Origin of the sequence: Streptomyces sp. NPDC050617 (assembly GCF_040654795.1) — a bacterium.
Lineage (GTDB): Bacteria > Actinomycetota > Actinomycetes > Streptomycetales > Streptomycetaceae > Streptomyces.
This window is the reverse complement of the sequence record NZ_JBFAIS010000022.1, coordinates 80,955-96,510: the sequence shown is the minus strand read 5'-3', so window position 1 is coordinate 96,510 and position 15,556 is coordinate 80,955. Positions and strand designations below refer to the sequence as shown.

15 protein-coding genes are annotated in these 15,556 nt (G+C 73.0%); 8 read left to right on the top strand and 7 right to left on the bottom strand.

What is annotated here, in order from left to right:
• Positions 1–99 precede the first annotated feature (99 nt).
• The 3 genes from AB0I49_RS26615 to AB0I49_RS26605 form a co-directional block, all read right to left on the bottom strand.
• A complete protein-coding gene (locus tag AB0I49_RS26615) occupies positions 100–873 on the bottom strand; it encodes a class I SAM-dependent methyltransferase (RefSeq protein ID WP_363229667.1) in 774 nt (257 codons plus the stop codon).
• 9 nt (positions 874–882) lie between these two features.
• Positions 883–2,070 carry a glycosyltransferase family 4 protein gene (locus AB0I49_RS26610; RefSeq protein ID WP_363229613.1) on the bottom strand — a complete coding sequence of 396 codons (1,188 nt, stop codon included), beginning with the start codon at positions 2,068–2,070 and terminating at the stop codon, positions 883–885.
• A gap of 193 nt (positions 2,071–2,263) precedes the next feature.
• Complete coding sequence (locus AB0I49_RS26605) at positions 2,264–3,211, bottom strand: DUF3068 domain-containing protein (RefSeq protein ID WP_363229612.1); 948 nt, start codon at positions 3,209–3,211, stop codon at positions 2,264–2,266.
• 513 nt (positions 3,212–3,724) lie between these two features.
• Here AB0I49_RS26605 and AB0I49_RS26600 point away from each other — a divergent pair.
• The 3 genes from AB0I49_RS26600 to AB0I49_RS26590 all read left to right on the top strand — a co-directional run bounded on the left by AB0I49_RS26600 (position 3,725) and on the right by AB0I49_RS26590 (position 7,448).
• Positions 3,725–4,951, top strand: coding sequence for a helix-turn-helix domain-containing protein (locus tag AB0I49_RS26600; protein ID WP_363229611.1), 1,227 nt, complete (start codon positions 3,725–3,727; stop codon positions 4,949–4,951).
• Positions 4,952–5,037: 86 nt separating this feature from the next.
• Positions 5,038–5,739 carry an ABC transporter ATP-binding protein gene (locus tag AB0I49_RS26595; protein ID WP_363229610.1) on the top strand — a complete coding sequence of 234 codons (702 nt, stop codon included), beginning with the start codon at positions 5,038–5,040 and terminating at the stop codon, positions 5,737–5,739.
• Positions 5,736–7,448: a hypothetical protein gene (locus AB0I49_RS26590; RefSeq protein ID WP_363229609.1), complete on the top strand. Its 1,713-nt coding sequence runs from the start codon at positions 5,736–5,738 to the stop codon at positions 7,446–7,448. The genes AB0I49_RS26595 and AB0I49_RS26590 overlap by 4 nt, the downstream gene beginning before the upstream one ends.
• A gap of 13 nt (positions 7,449–7,461) precedes the next feature.
• Here AB0I49_RS26590 and AB0I49_RS26585 read toward each other — a convergent pair whose 3' ends face one another.
• The 3 genes from AB0I49_RS26585 to AB0I49_RS26575 all read right to left on the bottom strand — a co-directional run bounded on the left by AB0I49_RS26585 (position 7,462) and on the right by AB0I49_RS26575 (position 9,819).
• On the bottom strand, positions 7,462–7,818 hold the full coding sequence (locus AB0I49_RS26585; protein ID WP_363229666.1) for a GntR family transcriptional regulator: 357 nt from the start codon (positions 7,816–7,818) through the stop codon (positions 7,462–7,464).
• A 106-nt stretch (positions 7,819–7,924) separates the two neighbouring features.
• The gene (locus tag AB0I49_RS26580) at positions 7,925–8,914 is read right to left on the bottom strand and encodes an ABC transporter permease (RefSeq protein WP_363229608.1); all 990 of its coding nucleotides are present in this window, start codon (positions 8,912–8,914) and stop codon (positions 7,925–7,927) included.
• Complete coding sequence (locus AB0I49_RS26575; RefSeq protein WP_363229607.1) at positions 8,911–9,819, bottom strand: ABC transporter ATP-binding protein; 909 nt, start codon at positions 9,817–9,819, stop codon at positions 8,911–8,913. The genes AB0I49_RS26580 and AB0I49_RS26575 overlap by 4 nt, the downstream gene beginning before the upstream one ends.
• 632 nt (positions 9,820–10,451) lie before the next feature.
• Between AB0I49_RS26575 and AB0I49_RS26570 the strand changes: the two genes are divergently transcribed.
• The gene (locus tag AB0I49_RS26570; protein WP_363229606.1) at positions 10,452–11,576 is read left to right on the top strand and encodes a hypothetical protein; all 1,125 of its coding nucleotides are present in this window, start codon (positions 10,452–10,454) and stop codon (positions 11,574–11,576) included.
• A gap of 127 nt (positions 11,577–11,703) precedes the next feature.
• On the opposite strand, the gene AB0I49_RS26565 is transcribed toward AB0I49_RS26570, so the two are convergent.
• Positions 11,704–12,135, bottom strand: a complete 432-nt coding sequence (locus AB0I49_RS26565) for a MarR family transcriptional regulator (RefSeq protein WP_363229605.1) — start codon at positions 12,133–12,135, stop codon at positions 11,704–11,706.
• Between the two features lie 89 nt (positions 12,136–12,224).
• Here AB0I49_RS26565 and AB0I49_RS26560 point away from each other — a divergent pair, with 89 nt between their 5' ends.
• The 4 genes from AB0I49_RS26560 (at position 12,225) to AB0I49_RS26545 (ending at position 15,494) form a co-directional block, all read left to right on the top strand.
• On the top strand, positions 12,225–13,244 hold the full coding sequence (locus AB0I49_RS26560) for an NADP-dependent oxidoreductase (protein ID WP_363229604.1): 1,020 nt from the start codon (positions 12,225–12,227) through the stop codon (positions 13,242–13,244).
• A 68-nt stretch (positions 13,245–13,312) separates the two neighbouring features.
• On the top strand, positions 13,313–13,741 hold the full coding sequence (locus AB0I49_RS26555) for an organic hydroperoxide resistance protein (RefSeq protein WP_363229603.1): 429 nt from the start codon (positions 13,313–13,315) through the stop codon (positions 13,739–13,741).
• 100 nt (positions 13,742–13,841) lie between these two features.
• Positions 13,842–14,678, top strand: coding sequence for an EI24 domain-containing protein (locus tag AB0I49_RS26550; protein WP_363229602.1), 837 nt, complete (start codon positions 13,842–13,844; stop codon positions 14,676–14,678).
• 57 nt (positions 14,679–14,735) lie between these two features.
• The gene (locus AB0I49_RS26545; protein ID WP_363229601.1) at positions 14,736–15,494 is read left to right on the top strand and encodes an MgtC/SapB family protein; all 759 of its coding nucleotides are present in this window, start codon (positions 14,736–14,738) and stop codon (positions 15,492–15,494) included.
• Positions 15,495–15,556: the final 62 nt, after the last annotated feature.

Here is a 15,556-nt window from a genome sequence, read left to right as displayed (position 1 = left end):
GGCCCCGCGGCGGCTCCGGCCCGTCGCCCGCGCGCCGGGCGGTGCGGTCCGGGCCCGGACCGGCGGGGGAGGGGACGAGCGTCGCCTCAGCCACGTCCCTCACCCCGCCGCGGCGTGGGGCGCAGGGGCAGCAGACCGCGAACCGTCATAGGGGGACCGCCTCAGTATCAGCAGCAGATTCCAGGTGGCGACCTCCCGCAGCCCCGGCACGCGGGTGACCGCCCGCGCGAGGAACGGCGCGTAGCGGGAGCGGGCCGTGACCACGGTGACGCCGGGGAGGGCGCGCACATGGCGGAGGGTGGGGCCGATATGGATGGGGAAGAGGTTCTCGCCCACGGTGTGCTTGGCGGGGCGGCCGGTGCGCCGCCGGTAGCGGGCGCGGGCGCGCTCCGCGCCGAGGTAGTGCCAGGGGCTCGTCTCGTGACCGCCCCAGGGGGAGAGCCAGTTGGTGAACGCGACATAGACCAGGCCGCCGGGCCGGGTCACGCGGATCATCTCGCTGAGGAAGGTGCGCGGGTCCGCGACGTGCTCCAGCACGTTGGAGGAGAAGCAGACGTCGGCCGTGCCGTCGGCGAGCGGCAGCAGATAGCCGTCGGCGAGCACCGCGCCGGCGGGCGGCGGGCCGTGCGCCGTCAGCTCCCGTACGTCCGGTTCGAAGAGGTAGCCGCGGGCGCCCCGGCGACGGAACTCGGCGGTGAAGTGCCCGCTGCCGCCGCCCACGTCCACCACCAGCCGGTCGCGCAGCGGCTCGTACCGCTCGATCTGCCGGGCGGCGTCGCGCGCGAGGAGCGCGTAGCACCGCTCCGGGTCGGACTGCTCGCGCCGGAAGGCACGGAAGAGGGCGACGGACCGGGCGATCGAGGGGTCCCGCACCACCGCGGCTCACCGCCCGTCGGGGGTCGGCGCGGCCGCCCGGCACGCCTCCGCCGCGACGGCCCCGAAGCCGTGGACCGTGCTGCTCCAGTGGAGGCGTTCGGCGCGCAGCCGCGCGGCGCGGCCCAGCGCGGCGCGCCGCTCCCGGCCGAGGGCGAGCGCGCACCAGGCGGCGGCGAAGGCGGAGTCGCCGGCCGCGAGGACGCCCGTACGGCCGTGGTCGACGGAGTCGCACAGGCCGGGGACGTCGAAGCCGACCGTGGGCGTGCCGCGCACGGCGGCCTCGGTGACGACCAGGCCCCAGCCCTCGACGAGCGAGGGGTGCAGCAGCAGCCAGGCGGCGCACAGCAGCCGGTGCTTCGCGGCCTCGTCGATCCGTCCGGCGAAGGTCACGCCGGGGCCCGCGAGCGCCTGGAGCCGGGCGCGTTCGGGGCCGTCGCCGACGATGACGAGCCGCCCGCCGGTGACGGGCCGCACCCGCTCCCACAGCCTGAGGAGGAGATCGACGCGCTTGTACTCGACCAGCCGGCCCATGGCGACGAAGAGCGGTTCGGGGGATTCGGGGAGCAGCGCCGGCGGCCGCTCGACGCCGTTGTGCACGACGCGGATACGGTCCTCGGCCACGCCCAGGCGCAGCAGCGCGGCGGCGGTGGAGCCGGACACGGCGACGACGAGGTTGCGGCGGTGGGCGGCGGTGAGCGCCCAGCGTTCGAGGCGGGCGCCGAGCCGCGCGGCGGGGGCCGGGAAGCGCAGCGGCCACAGGTCGGTGTGGACGTGGTTGACCAGGCACAGGGTGGGGCCGGGGTGCCACAGGGGCGCGAGGTAGGGCATGCCGTTGCAGACCTCGACGAGGAGGTCGCAGGGGCCGATCCGGCTGCGGGCGCGCAGGAAGTGGGCGGCGTCGCCGCCGGCGGAGACGACGCGGTAGCCGCGGGGGGCGGCGGGGCCGCCGCAGACGAGGGTGACCTGGTGGCCCTGGGCGGTCAGGCCCTCGGCGAGGCGGTCGACGAGGATCTCGGAGCCGCCGGCGGCGGGGTTGCCGAGGTCGCGGCGGGCGAGGAAGACGATCCGGCGGGGCGTGGGGGGCGTGGGGGAGGGGCCCGCGTCCGGCGGCGGGGTCGGTCTCGGCGTCGGTGCGCGGAGCGCGGCAGGGGGCGCCGCGGTGGGGTACGGGGACGGCCGTACGTGCTGGGGCATCGCCGCTCCAACTCGTCTTGGGGTGCCTCGTCTTGGGTGCGGAGCCTCGGGGTGCGGAGCCTTGTGGGGGAACGGTGCCGGGCGGTGCGCGGGGTGAGGTCGTCAGTGTTCGCCGCCGCGTACGGCGCGGCTACTCACGGAGGTGACAATTTCCGCCCTTCCTGGAGCTGACGATTCGTCACTTCATGCATCCTCAGTCGTCACGAGTGCCACCGCGCACCAGCAGCAGCACGCCTCCCGCCGTCGTGAACGCCCCGACGATCGCCGCTGTCAGCGGCGCCGTCTCGCCGATCAGCCGCAGCTTGCGGTTGTCGCGCTCGGCGATGTCGACCTGTTCGCGCTGGGTACGCGGGGTGAACGCGACGTCCTCGCCCTCCAGCAGCGTCACCGCGTCCCGCCGGCCGCCGGGCGCGCGCAGCGTCACGTGCGGCGACAGCGAGGCGTTCAGCACCCGGCCCGTACGGCGGTCGACGACCAGGTCGATCCGGTCGTTCGCGTACCACTCCTCGGCCTGGATCTGACTGCTCCGGGGCCGTCCCACGACCGCGCCGGGCACCTGCCTGCTGCCGGTCCGGGTCGGCTTCACGCTCCCCGTGAAGCGGTACCCCTGATAGCCCCGCACCCGCTCCACCCCCGCGAAGCGGAGCGGCACGGTCGCGCCTAGCGTGTTGTCCCACCAGCGGTAACCCCGCTTCTGCACATCGAAGGGGAACTTCAGGTAGGCGTCCCCCTCGAAGGGGCCGGGGGACTCGCCGCAGCAGTGCACGGGCGCGTTGGTCCGGCGGTCGGTGACCCAGCGCTCCGTGGACCACTGGAACGACCTGCGCGGGTCCTTGAATTCGAGCGTCCGCGGAGTGTCGATCGTCGTGGACACGTCCCACACCGCCCGGCCGCTGCGGTCGGACGCCGCCACGTCGCCGAGCACCCGCCGGGTGATGGTGATCTTCTGGTCGTCCTTGACGGCGGTCGCCTCGGCGTCGAAATAGCGGCCTTTGCCGGTGAAGACCGTCGTGGCGTTCACATCGATGGTCGTGCGTTTCGCGCGGGGCTCCACGTACCAGGTGAGCATCGGCGCGAGCACCAGCAGGAAGACGCCGGCGCCGAGCAGGATCAGCGGGACCGGCGGGGTCGAGCGACGCATAGGGGCACTCCTCGGGGGAGGGCGGGGCGATCCGGGCGCGCACAACTCGTACGGGCCGGGAACCGTAGGCGGCCCTTGACGGAGTGTCAATGCTCCAACGATCCTTCACACGTTCGCAGTTACCGGGGCCGGGCCGGGGCGCAGCCATCGGAAAGGGGCTCGACGCGCCATGTCCAGACCGCTCGCCGCCACCGTGACCGCCGCCTGTGCCGCCGCCCTCGCCGTCGGCGCGGCGTTCGGCATCGTCGCGCTGCTCGGCATCACCCCGGACCAGCCGAATGACCCGCTCGTGACGTTTCCGGGGGTGACCGCTGAGGGGACGGTGTCGCCGTCGGCGCCTTCGAGACCGTCACAGTCGCCGTCCTCCGGCGCGCGACCCCCGTCGAGCGCGTCACCGTCATCGAGACCGTCGGGCCCGCCGCCGTCCTCCGGCGCGTCACCGTCGCGGACCGATCTGCCGTTACTGGCCTACTCGGGCCCGCCGCCGTCTCCCAGCGCCGCACCGGAGGGCCGGTGACCGTGTCCGTGCCGCACTCCGCCTGGCAGGACGTGCCTCCCTCACAGGTCCGGCGGTTCTCCGCACTCGCCCTCGCCGAAGTGCCCGAACTCGCCGCCGGCATCCTCCGCCAGATCCGCCGCGAATTCCCCAACCTCGCCCTCGTGCCCGACGACTCCGGCGAACCCATGGCGCTCGTCGGCATCCGCCGCGCCCTCGAACACTTCGTCCGGCAGCTGACGGCCGGGCCGGAGCGGGCGCCCGCGCACCCGCCCGTCTTCCAGGAGTTCGGCCGCGGCCAGATGCTGCACGGCCGCAGCCTCGACTCCCTCCAGGCCATCTACCGGCTCGGCGTGAAACTCGCCTGGCGCCGCCTCGCCGAGATCGGCGGCCAGACCGGCATCCCCGCCCCCGCCATGTACGAACTCGCCGAATCCGGCTTCGACTACCTCGACGGCCTCGTCGCCGAGACCATGCGCGGCTACGCCGAGGCCGTCGCCCGGCAGACCGGTGAGCGGCTGCGCCTCCAGCGCCGCCTGCTGGACCTGCTGCTCACCGAGCACCACCGCAAGGACCGGGCCGACGCGCTCGCGGAGCACGCCGCCCGGCTCGGCTGGCCGCTGCCGTCGCACGTCGCCGTGGGCGTACTGCTGCGGCCGGCCCGCGAGGCCGTCGCCCCCGCCGTCGGCCACGGTGTCCTGCTCGACATGGAGTGCGAGCAGCCCCGCATGATCGTCCCCGACCCGGACGCCGCCGGCCGCCCCGAGCTGCTGCGCCGGGCCACCGCAGGCTGGTCCGGCGCGATGGGCCCGCCCGTACCGTTGGCCGAGGCCGCGAAGTCGCTGCGCTGGGCGGGCGCGGCCGTACGCCTGATGGAGCTGGGCCAGCTGCCGTCCGGAGCGGTGCTGCACTGCACCGAGCACACCGAGGCGCTGGTCCTCCTGCCGCCCGCCGAACTGATCGAGGACCTCGCCCGCCGCCGCCTCGCCCCCCTGCTGCACTGCGGCCCCACCCAGGGCCGCCGCCTCGCCGAGACGCTGCTCGCCTGGCTGGAGACGCGCGGCGGCGCCCCCGAGGTGGCGGCCCGGCTCGGCGTCCACCCGCAGACCGTCCGCTACCGGCTGCGCCAGATCCGGGAGTTATGGGGCGACGAGGTCGACGACCCCGACCGCCGCTTCGAACTGGAACTGGTGCTGAGGGCCAGGCGGCTGCGCGGCGAACTCCCGGCCGCCCCCGGACGTTGAGCCGCCCGCTGCCGAGCCCGCCTCCAGTGGCGCACCGGCCCATCACTTAGGGTCTGGTGAGAATTCCCCGCGCTTACGGAGGGCCGATGGCCGCGAAGACCGACCCGGCGCTGCTGCAGTTGCGCAAGGTCAGCCGGTCGTACGGCGACCGGAAGGCGCTGCACCCGATCGACCTCAGCCTGGCCGCCGGCACCTGCACGGCCCTGTTCGGGCACAACGGCTCCGGCAAGTCCACGCTGCTGCGGATCGCCAGCGGCCGGGACACGCCGACGAGCGGCAGCGCGCTGTTCGCGGGCCGTACGGTCTCCGAGGACGACCCCGCGGTGCGGGCCAGGGTCGCGGTGGTCGGCGACTCCGTCGCCTGCTACCCGGACCTCACCGTCCGCGAGCACCTGGAACTGGTCACCGTCGCGCACGCCGTCGAGGACGCCGACGGCTGGATCGACGAGGTGCTCGCCGACCGCCGGCTCGCCGACCACGCCAAGGCGCTGCCCGGCTCGCTCTCCTCCGGTCAGATGCAGTCGCTGCTGCTGGCCGCGGCCCTGGTGCGCCCCCGTGACCTGCTCGTGCTGGACGAGCCGGAGCAGCGGCTCGACCCGGACGCCCGGCAGCGCCTCGCCGAGCTGCTGATCGGCGAGAAGGAGGACGGCGTGGCCGTGCTCCTCGCCACCCACCAGGCGGACCTGGCCGAGGCGGTCGCGGACCGCATGATCGCGCTGGAGGACGGCGCGGTCATCGCCAAGGGCACCCCGGCCGCGGTCCTGAAGAAGCTCGGTGTGCGGTCATGAGCGTGCGCGAGGGGGACCGGGGGGCGGCTGACGCCGGACCCGTCCAGGAGCACGAGGACGAGGACGACGTCTGGAGCGAGGAGCACGACGACCGCACCGAGGAGACGCTCCGCTGGCTGCGGGACAAGCGCCGCGCGCACCAGCGCCAGCGCCGCCGCGACACGGCCGTCCTCATCTACTGCGTGATCCTCGCCGTCCTCGGCTACGGCAGCGGCTACGTCATCCGCTTCCTCCGCGAACTCCAGGTCAGCGCCGACTACAGCGGCGTCGGCGACGACGTGCGGCACACCCTGCCCGCCGTGTTCGTCGGCGTCACCGTGGGCCTCGCCCTGTTCGCGGCCCGCGACGCGCTGTGGCGCGGGCCCGTCGTCGTGCCCGGCCCGAACGTCGGCTGGGTGCTGGCCCACCCGGTGCGCCGCGCCGCCGTACTGAAGCCGAAATTCCGGTTCTCCGCCGCGCTCGCCCTGCTCCCCGGCGTCCTCGCGGCCGTCGCGGCGGCCGTCGTGCTGCGCGTCATCGACTTGGCGTCGTTCGGCGGCGCTCTGCTCGCCGCCCTCCCGGCGGCGCTCTGCCTGCCGCTGCTCGCCGTCACCCTCGGCATGGTCGTCGAGGGCAGGCCCCGGCTCGCCCGCCGGGTGCGCCGGCTGACGGCCCCCGCGGTGCTCCTGCTCGCGCTCCTGGCCGTACAGATCGGGCTCGCGAGCGGCGGGCACCGGCTCGCCGCCCTGGAGCAGATCGAGCTGTGGTCCGGCCCCTGGGGCTGGGCCGCGCAGCCGCTGGTCGCCGCCACCGGCGGCTCCGCGCCGGGCTGGCCCGCGGCCGTCGTGCTGCTCGTGGCCGCCGCCGCGGTCGCCCTGCGTTACGGGCACCAGCAGGCCGAGCGCGTACCCACCGCCCAGCTGCGCAGCCGCGCGGCCACCTCCTCCGCCGTCTCCGCCGGGATGTGGTCCCTGGAGCTGCGCGCCGCCAAGCTGGCCGTACTGGAGTCGGGCGGCGGCGAACCCACCTGGCGCGTCAGCGTACGGGCGCCCCGCAACAAGTACCTGGTCGTCCTGTGGCGGGACCTGCTGGCGCTGCTGCGCACCCCCGGCCGGCTGGGCCGCGCCCTGACCTGGACGGGGTGCGCCGCCCTGACGTCGGGCCTCGGCGTGGAGCTCGGCGGCGAGAAGCAGGTGATCGGGCTCGTCCTGGGCCTGCTCTTCGGCTACTTCGCGGTCGGCGCGCTCGCCGAGACCGCGCGGCTGGAGACGGACGACGTACGGCGCGCGGCCTGGTCCCCGTTCCGCTTCCGCACGCTGATGCTCCAGCACGCGATCGTGCCCGCCGTCCTCGGCGCCCTGCTGGGGCTGCTCGCGGCCGTGCCGTACGCGGTGGCGGGCGTGCGCTGGCCGCTGCTGCTGATGCCGATGTGCGCGCTGCCGTTCGCGGCCGCCGCCGTCTTCGCGGCCTGCCGCGGCCCGGCCCGTACGGACCTGATGTTCGTCGGCGGCGGCCTGCCCACCGGCGGCGCCGGGCCCTTCCTGTTCATGGCCTGGTACGCGGCCGGGCCCCTGGTGTCGATCGGCGGGCTGACGTTCGTACTGGACGCCGCGCTCTCCCGCGGCGTGGACGGGCGGGGCGTGCTCGACGCGGCCTTGATGGCGGCGGCGCTGACCGCCGGCCTCCTGATCTTCGCGGCGCGCTCGGCGAACAAGCTGATCCGCCGTTAGGACCCGGCCCGGATCAGGGGTAGTGCTCCGCGCGCGCCGCCGTGATCAGGGCGGAGACGTCGCCCCACTCCAGCCCCGCCACCCGCGCCCGGCGCATCCAGTCGCTGAGCTCGCCGCGCAGCGGCGACTCGGCGAGCGGCTTCGCCTTCGCCTGCTGCGCCGCCGCCCGGCTCACGAACGTGCCGACACCGGGCCGGGGCTCCACCAGTCCCTGGTGCTCCAGCTCCCGGTACGCCTTCAGCGTGGTGTTGGGGTTCAGCTTGGTGTCGCGGGCGACCCTGGCCGCGGTGGGCAGTTGGTCGCCCTCCAGCAGGATGCCCAGGCGCAGCGCCTCCTGGACCTGCTGGACGATCTGGAGGTAGGCGGCCATGCCGCTGTGCCGGTCGATACGGAACTCGACCACTAGCGCCCCCTCTCCGTCTCTTCCCGTGCGCCTGATGCGCCGGCCACGTGCCCTGCCGTACGTCTCGGGGTACTCACATCGGCCTGCGTCGGACCCACCACAGGACGAAGACGCTGACGGCCGCCGCCAGGGCCAGCAGGATTCCGGCGCCCAGCCACTGCATGCCGCGCATCTGGTCGTAGCCGAAGTATTCTACGTAGTTGTTCACGATGCCGAGCTTGGCCCGGCAGGCGTCCGGGTGCGCGTCGTTGACACAGGTGCCGTAGCCGTAGAGCTTGCCGCCGGCGGTGGAGATCCAGTTGTCGAACTGCACCGCGCCCTCGGGCAGCTGGTTGATGCCGTTGTCGTCGCCGAGCGGGTAGGTGAGCACGCGGCGGCTCGCGAGCAGCGGCCGTACGTAGTCCCAGGCGAGCTGTATCGCGAAGCCGGCGACGAAGGTCAGCGCCATGGCGGAGACCGCCCGTCGCATGAGCATGCCGATCGCGACGCCCGTGACGAGCATGAGCAGCGAGAAGGCCACGGGCATCGGTCCCGTGGTGTCGAAGATGTCGGCGCCCAGCCAGTCGCCGCTGTAGACCAGCAGGTGCGCGGGCTCCCACAGCCAGGTGAAGGCCGCGGCGAGCGCCGCGGTGCCCACCAGCGTGAGCGCCACCGCCATGCCGAGCTTGGTCGCGATCCAGCGGTCGCGGCCGGTCGCCTGGGTGGTCACCAGCCGCGCGGTGCCGTGCTCCCGGTCGGACGCGATCAGCGGGGCGCCGAGGAAGACGCCGATCAGGATGGGCAGGGACTGCAGGGACTCGGACGTGTCCTGGAAGAACGATTCGTAGCGGAGCCGGAACCCCTCGCCGACGTCCTTCTTCGTGTGCGCGGCGTCGTGCAGGAAGTCGACCAGCCCGGCGCGCTGATAGATCATCACCGCCGAGCCGACGACGGCCAGGGCGATGCCGATCCAGAAGGCGATCCGGTGCTGGCGCCAGACCAGCCAGACCAGCCCGTGCAGGAGACCGGGCCCCTTCTTGCCGGGCGCGGCCTCGTCGAGAGGAGCCTGTGCCGTCGCGCTCATGCCGTCACCCCCCGCTCCTCGACGCGGGCGCTGGGGGTGAGCAGCGGCGGGGCGTCAGGGGCCCGCAAGTATCCCAACAGGACTTCCTCCAGGGTGGGTGTGCTGATGCGCCAGTCGTCGCCGACCTTGCCCGCCGGGCGGATCAGGGCCGTGAACTGGCGGCCGACGGTGTGGGATTCGATGACGGTGTGCAGGTCGAGCCGCGGCGGCAGGCCGTCGTCGGTCTGCGCGCCGCTCACCAGGGCGTGCGCGGGCAGCAGCGCGTCGACCTCGCCGGCCAGCCGGACCCGGCCCTCCGCGACGACCACCAGGTAGTCGCACATGGTCTCCAGCTCGGAGAGCATGTGGGAGGACATCACCACGGTCGTGCCCTGCTCCGCGGCCTCGGCCATCAGCAGGCCCGCCATCTCATGGCGGGCGAGCGGGTCCAGGTCGGACATCGGCTCGTCCAGGAGCAGCAGTTCGGGACGCTTGCCGAAGGCCAGCGCGAACGCCACGCGGGTGCGCTGGCCGCCGGAGAGCGTGCCGACGCGCGCGTCGGGGGAGAGGTTCCCCGCCCGTACGATCCGCTCCGCGAGCGCCTGGTCCCAGGTCGGATTCAGCTCCCGCCCCATGCGCAGGGTCTCCGCCACGGTGAACCGTGTGAACAGCGGCTTGTCCTGGGCCAGGAACGAGCTCTTGGCGAGTACGGCCGTCTCGGTCACCGGCACGCCGAACAGGTGCAGTGTCCCCTCCGTGGGCTGGACGAGCCGGGTGGCCATGCCCAGCAGCGTGCTCTTGCCCGCGCCGTTGGGACCCACGAGCCCGCAGATCCGGCCGGCCGGCAGCCGGAACGAGCAGTCCTGTACGGCCCACTTGCGGCCGTACCGCTTGCCCAGCCCGCGCGCCTCGATCGCGTCAGTCACGCACTCTCCCTACCTTGCTAATTAGCTAGTCAGCTAGTGGAATGAATAGTGGAGGCCGGGCGGGCGCGGTGTCAACCGGGGGGCGCGGTGCCGAACGGGGGCGCGGTGCCGAACGGGGCGGCGGCGACGCGGAGTGAGGTGTGGCCGACGTCACGTGACCGGCGTCGCCCGGGAGTGCGCGCGTTCCGCGTCGGAAAGGGCGCGACATGACTCCGGGGTGAACTGGGTGAACAAAGGTCGGCCTCGTCCTTTATTCGACCGGAATTGCGCCGCCCAGTGCGAGCGGAATGGAATAGTCCGCAGCGGCCGTCCGGATTCCGCTTATCGATATCCCGGCGGCCCGCGCGGGGCGGAATGGAATAGTCCGCAGAAGATCCCCCAAGTGCCGGGATCATGAAGTGATATGTTCCCACCAGTTCTCGGACTCGGCTTTGCGCGGCCGCCGTCGGCGACGCCGCGCGACCAACGGGGGGAAAGCTGTGATGAGGTTCGGTCCCGGGCATGGATTCTCCGAAAACCCGGTCGCGGCCCCGGTCCTCCCGGTGCGGTCAATCCGCCGACGCCGCGCGGGCGCACATGAATTCACGCACGGCGTGGATCCGGAGTGCTGTACGGACGACAACGGAGGACACATGATCAAGGGAACTACCCGTGGCCGGCGCGCCGCCTCGGCGCTGCTGATCGCGGCCGTCGCGGGCGTGGCCCTCGCCGCCGCGCCCGCGAACGCGGCTGCGCCGCCCGCCTGGGAGACGCTGCCCCAGCCCGTCAAGAACGCGGCCTCGGCCATCCTCCCCTTCGACGGCGGCAATTCCGTCGTCACCACCAGGCAGGGGGAATGCGGCGACTGCGACCTCGACCAGCGGCTGTGGCAGCGGAACGGGGACGCCTGGAAGGAGCTGAAGCTGCCCGCCGACGGCGTGGCCGACACGGTGACCGGCACCTCCCCCGAGGACCTGTGGGCCATCGGCCGCAAGGACGGCGGCGACGGCACCTGGCGGGTCCACCACTACGACGGCGCCACGTGGTCGGCCAACCTCAGCCCCGACACGAAGCACGTGGAGATCCTCGACGCCGAGGCCGTCAGCCGTACGAGCCTGTGGGGCGTCGGCAACACGCGGGCCGAGACCGGATTCGTGCCGACGGTGACCCACTGGAACGGCAAGACGTGGGACACCACCAAGTTCGACGGCGTCGAGGGCAATCTGAGCACCCTTCAGGTGAAGTCGGAGAACGACATCTGGGCCGTCGGCAACACCGATGCCGGCGGTGTCGCCGACGACCGTAACCAGGCGCTCGCTCTGCACTACGATGGCGCCAAGTGGACGCGAATTCCGGTGCCTTCGATACCGAAGGCGAGCGTATTCCTCACCGCCGTCATCAGTAATGGGCCGAACGACGTATGGGCGTCCGGCGCCGTCCGGGGCGAGCACGGCCAGGCGGCGGGCAACGGCGCGTATGTCATTCACTGGGACGGCAAGAGCTGGACCCACCGGGATGTTCCGGGCAAGGAAGCGGTCACGGCCGAATCCTTCGCCAATTACGGCGGAAAGCTCTATGCCGGGCTCTCCGGCAACCAGCGGCTGGTCCGCTGGACCGGTTCCGCCTGGGAGCAGGTCGACGGTCTGGAGCCGCTGATGTTCGGCGTCCATGACCTGACCACCGCCAAGGACGGCTCGCTGTACGTCACCGGCGCCAGGGGGACGTTCTTCGGCTCCCTCTACTACCAGCAGCGGCTCGCACCGCCCGCCGCGCGCTGAACGGACTCCTGACGCACCGCACGTCACCGAGCGGCGGGCGGTGCGACAGGCAGGGCAGGGGCCCCGGACGGATCTCCGTCCGGGGCTCCGTCGCGCGCGTAGCGCCTCCGAAGCTCCGCCGGTCGGGTCAGGTCGGGTCGATGCCCAGCACGCGCTGGAGCAGTCCGCGCAGGAGCGTGCGCTCCGCGACCGACAGCCCGGCCAGCGGCTCGCGGGCGAAGTGGAGCGCGCCCCTCAGCTGATCGGCCGTGTGCTTGCCCTCCTCCGTCGCCGCCGCCAGCTTCACGCGGCGGTCGTCCGGGTCCGGCCGCCGCTCGACGAGGCCGCGGCCCTCCAGGCGGTCCACGATCCCGGTGACGTTCGACGGCTCGCACTTGAGCTTCACGGCGATCCGCCGCATGGGCAGCGGCTCGCGGGCGAGCAGCGCCAGCAGGCGCGCCTGTACGCCGGTGAGGGAGTGCTTGGCGGCCGCTTCCTCGTACTCCTCGTGGTAGCGGACCACGACGGTGGCGATGAGGTCGACGACCTCGAGGGTCAGTGCGTCTGTACGAGTGGCCATGGACATCAGGATAGCGTTTTGCTTGACAGCATGAAATATCCAGGTGCATGGTTCTTTCAGCTGCTGAAACATTTAGGAGGCTCCGCTTCATGACCGCACTCCCCGAGACCAGCCGCGAATGGCACCTGACCGCCCGCCCCCAGGGCTGGCCGAAGCCGGAGGACTTCGCGCTGCGCGAGAGCGCGGTGGCCGAGCCGGGCGACGGACAGATCCTGGTCCGCAATCTGCATATGTCGGTGGACCCGTACATGCGGGGCCGTATGAACGACGTGAAGTCGTACGTGGCGCCGTTCCAGCTCGACGAGCCGATGGACGGCGGCGCGGTCGGCGAGGTCATCGCCTCCCAGGCGGACGGGTTCGCCGTCGGCGACCACGTCCTGCACGGGCTGGGCTGGCGCGAGTACGCCCTGCTCGACGCCGCGAACGCCGCCAAGGTGGACCCCGAGGCCGCCCCGCTCACCGCCTACCTCGGCGTGCTCGGCATGACGGGCCTGACCGCCTACGCGGGGCTGCTGGAGGTCGCCTCCTTCAAGGAGGGCGACGCCGTGTTCGTCTCCGGCGCGGCGGGCGCGGTCGGCAGCGAGGTCGGCCAGATCGCCAGGCTCAAGGGCGCCTCCCGCGTCATCGGCAGCGCGGGCACGGACGACAAGGTCAGGCTCCTCACCGAGGAGTACGGCTTCGACGCCGCCTTCAACTACAAGAACGGCCCCGTGGCCAAGCAGCTCAAGGAGGCCGCCCCCGACGGCATCGACGTCTACTTCGACAACGTCGGCGGCGAGCACCTGGAAGCCGCGATCAGCTCGCTCAACGTGCACGGCCGCGCCACCATCTGCGGCATGATCGCGCAGTACAACACGACCGAGCCGACCCCCGCCCCGCGCAACCTCGCCCTCGTCATCGGCAAGCGGCTGCGCCTGCAGGGCATGCTCGTCCGCGACCACACGGCGCTCCGGCCGCGGTTCGTGGAGGAGGTCTCCGCCTGGGTGCGCTCCGGCGAGCTCAAGTACCGCGAGACCGTGGTGACCGGCATCGACAACGCGGTGGACGCGTTCCTCGGCATGCTGCGCGGCGAGAACACCGGAAAGATGATCGTCAGTCTGAGCGACTAGGCTCACTCTTATCGACGCCGTGGCCGTGCAAGCGGGCGGGCGCGGCGAACCAGCAGGAGGGTCCCAGCATGAGCATTCAGTCCGTGGACGTTGTCTACACCGCCGTCGCGACCGCCGAGAACGGCCGTGACGGCCGCGTGGCCAGTGACGACGGCCAGCTCGACGTCGTCGTCAACCCGCCCAAGGAGATGGGCGGCAGCGGCGCCGGCACCAACCCCGAGCAGCTCTTCGCCGCCGGTTACAGCGCCTGCTTCCAGGGCGCGCTGGGCGTCGTGGCCCGCAAGGAGAAGGCCGACATCTCCGGCTCGACCGTCACCGCCAAGGTCGGCATCGGCAAGACCCCCGAGGGCGGCTTCGGCCTCAAGGTCGAGCTGTCGGCCTCCATCCCGAACGTGGACGCGGCCACCGCCAAGGACCTTCTGGAGAAGGCCCACCAGGTCTGCCCGTACTCCAACGCCACCCGCGGCAACATCGAGGTCACGCTGAGCGTCGCCTGACCCCGCGCCGCCAGGAGGCCGCACCCCGCGCCGGGGTGCGGCCTCCCGCGTACGCGCGCACGTACGGAGCCGTCCCGGCCGGCGGCTACGCTTGCCCGCCATGCGAGATCTTGTGGCGGGGGCGGGCTATCTCATCAAGGGGCAGCGGTGGATGGCGGGGCACCGGCGGCTCTGGGCGCTCGGGATGCTGCCCGCGCTGATCACCCTCGTCGGGTACGCGGCCGCCGTCGTCGCGCTCGGCTTCTGGGCCGGCGACGTCATCGGCTGGGCGACCCCGTTCGCCGACGGCTGGCCCTCGCCCTGGCTCGGCCTCTTCCGCGCCCTGCTCGCCGCGCTCTTCTTCGGCGGCGGCCTGCTCCTCGCCCTCCTCTCCTTCACCGCCGTCGCGCTCCTGGTCGGCGAGCCGTTCTACGAGGCGATCTCCGAGAAGGTGGACCTCGCCGAGGGCGGCACGGCGCACGAGTCGGGGCTGCCGCTCTGGCGCGAGCTGTGGATCGGCACCGTGGAGTGCGTCCGCGTGCTGACCCGCGCCGCCTGCTGGGGCGTACTGCTCTTCGCGCTCGGTTTCCTGCCGGTCGTCGGCCAGACCCTGATCCCCGCCATCGGCTTCTGCGTCTCGGGCTTCTTCCTCACCGAGGAGCTGACGGCCGTCGCGCTCCAGCGGCGCGGCGTGGCGCTGCCGGACCGCCTGCGGCTGCTGCGCGGCCGCAAACTGCTCGCCTGGGGCTTCGGCGTGCCGCTGACCCTCCTCTTCCTCATCCCGGTGGTCGCCGTCTTCGTGATGCCGGGCGCCGTCGCGGGCGCGACCATGCTCGTACGGGACCTCACGGGCGAGGCGGCGGCGGACGACGACGGCACGGACGACAGCAGCAACGCGGACGACGGCAGCGCGGGCGACGACAGTGCCGACGACGCCGCTCCCCGTCCCGTGAGTTGACGCCGCGTCCGGAGTGTGGCGTTCCGGGCTGGTTTCGCGCGGGGCGACAATAGGGGGATGTCCTTCGCCCAGCTGACCACCGACCCGTACACCTTCGCAGCCCCCCTCTTCGCGAGCACGGGACAAGGCGCCCGGCAGTTCGCGGAGCTGGGGATCGCGCTCCTGCTCTCCTCCCTGATCGGGCTGGAGCGGGAGGTACGGCAGAAGAGCGCGGGGCTGCGCACCCACACCCTCGTGGGGGTGGGCAGCGCCCTCTTCATGGAGGTGTCGATACACGGCTTCGGGGCGGTGGCGGGGCTCGACGGCTTCGAGCTGGACCCCTCGCGAGTGGCCGCGCAGGTCGTCTCCGGCATCGGCTTCATCGGCGGCGGCCTGATCTTCGTGCGGCGCGACGCCGTGCGCGGCCTGACGACGGCCGCGACCATCTGGCTGACCTGTGCCGTGGGCATGGCGTGCGGCGGCGGGCTGCCGCTGCTCGGGCTCGCCGCGACGCTGGTGCACTTCATCGTGGTGCGCGGCTTCCCGATGATGACGCGGCGGCTGGCGTCGATGCCGTCCATGGAACAGGTCGAGCTGCGGCTCTCCTACCGGACGCGCAGCGGGCTGCTGGGGCGGGTGCTGGAGCTGTGCACGAGCCGGGGGTTCCTGGTGACGGACGTCCAGGTGGACTCCGCCGAGGGGGAGGCCGGCGGGCAGGCGGCCGTGGTGCTGCGGCTCGAAGGGAAGGCGTCGGCGCATCCGCTGGTGGAGGAGCTGACGGACTGGGACGGGGTCTTCGAGGTCGGACTGCGCTCCCGCCGCGAGAGCACGGAGTAGCCGCGGCGGACGGAGACGGGGCGGATGGAGACGCGGCGGACGGAGACAGGGGAGACGGGGAG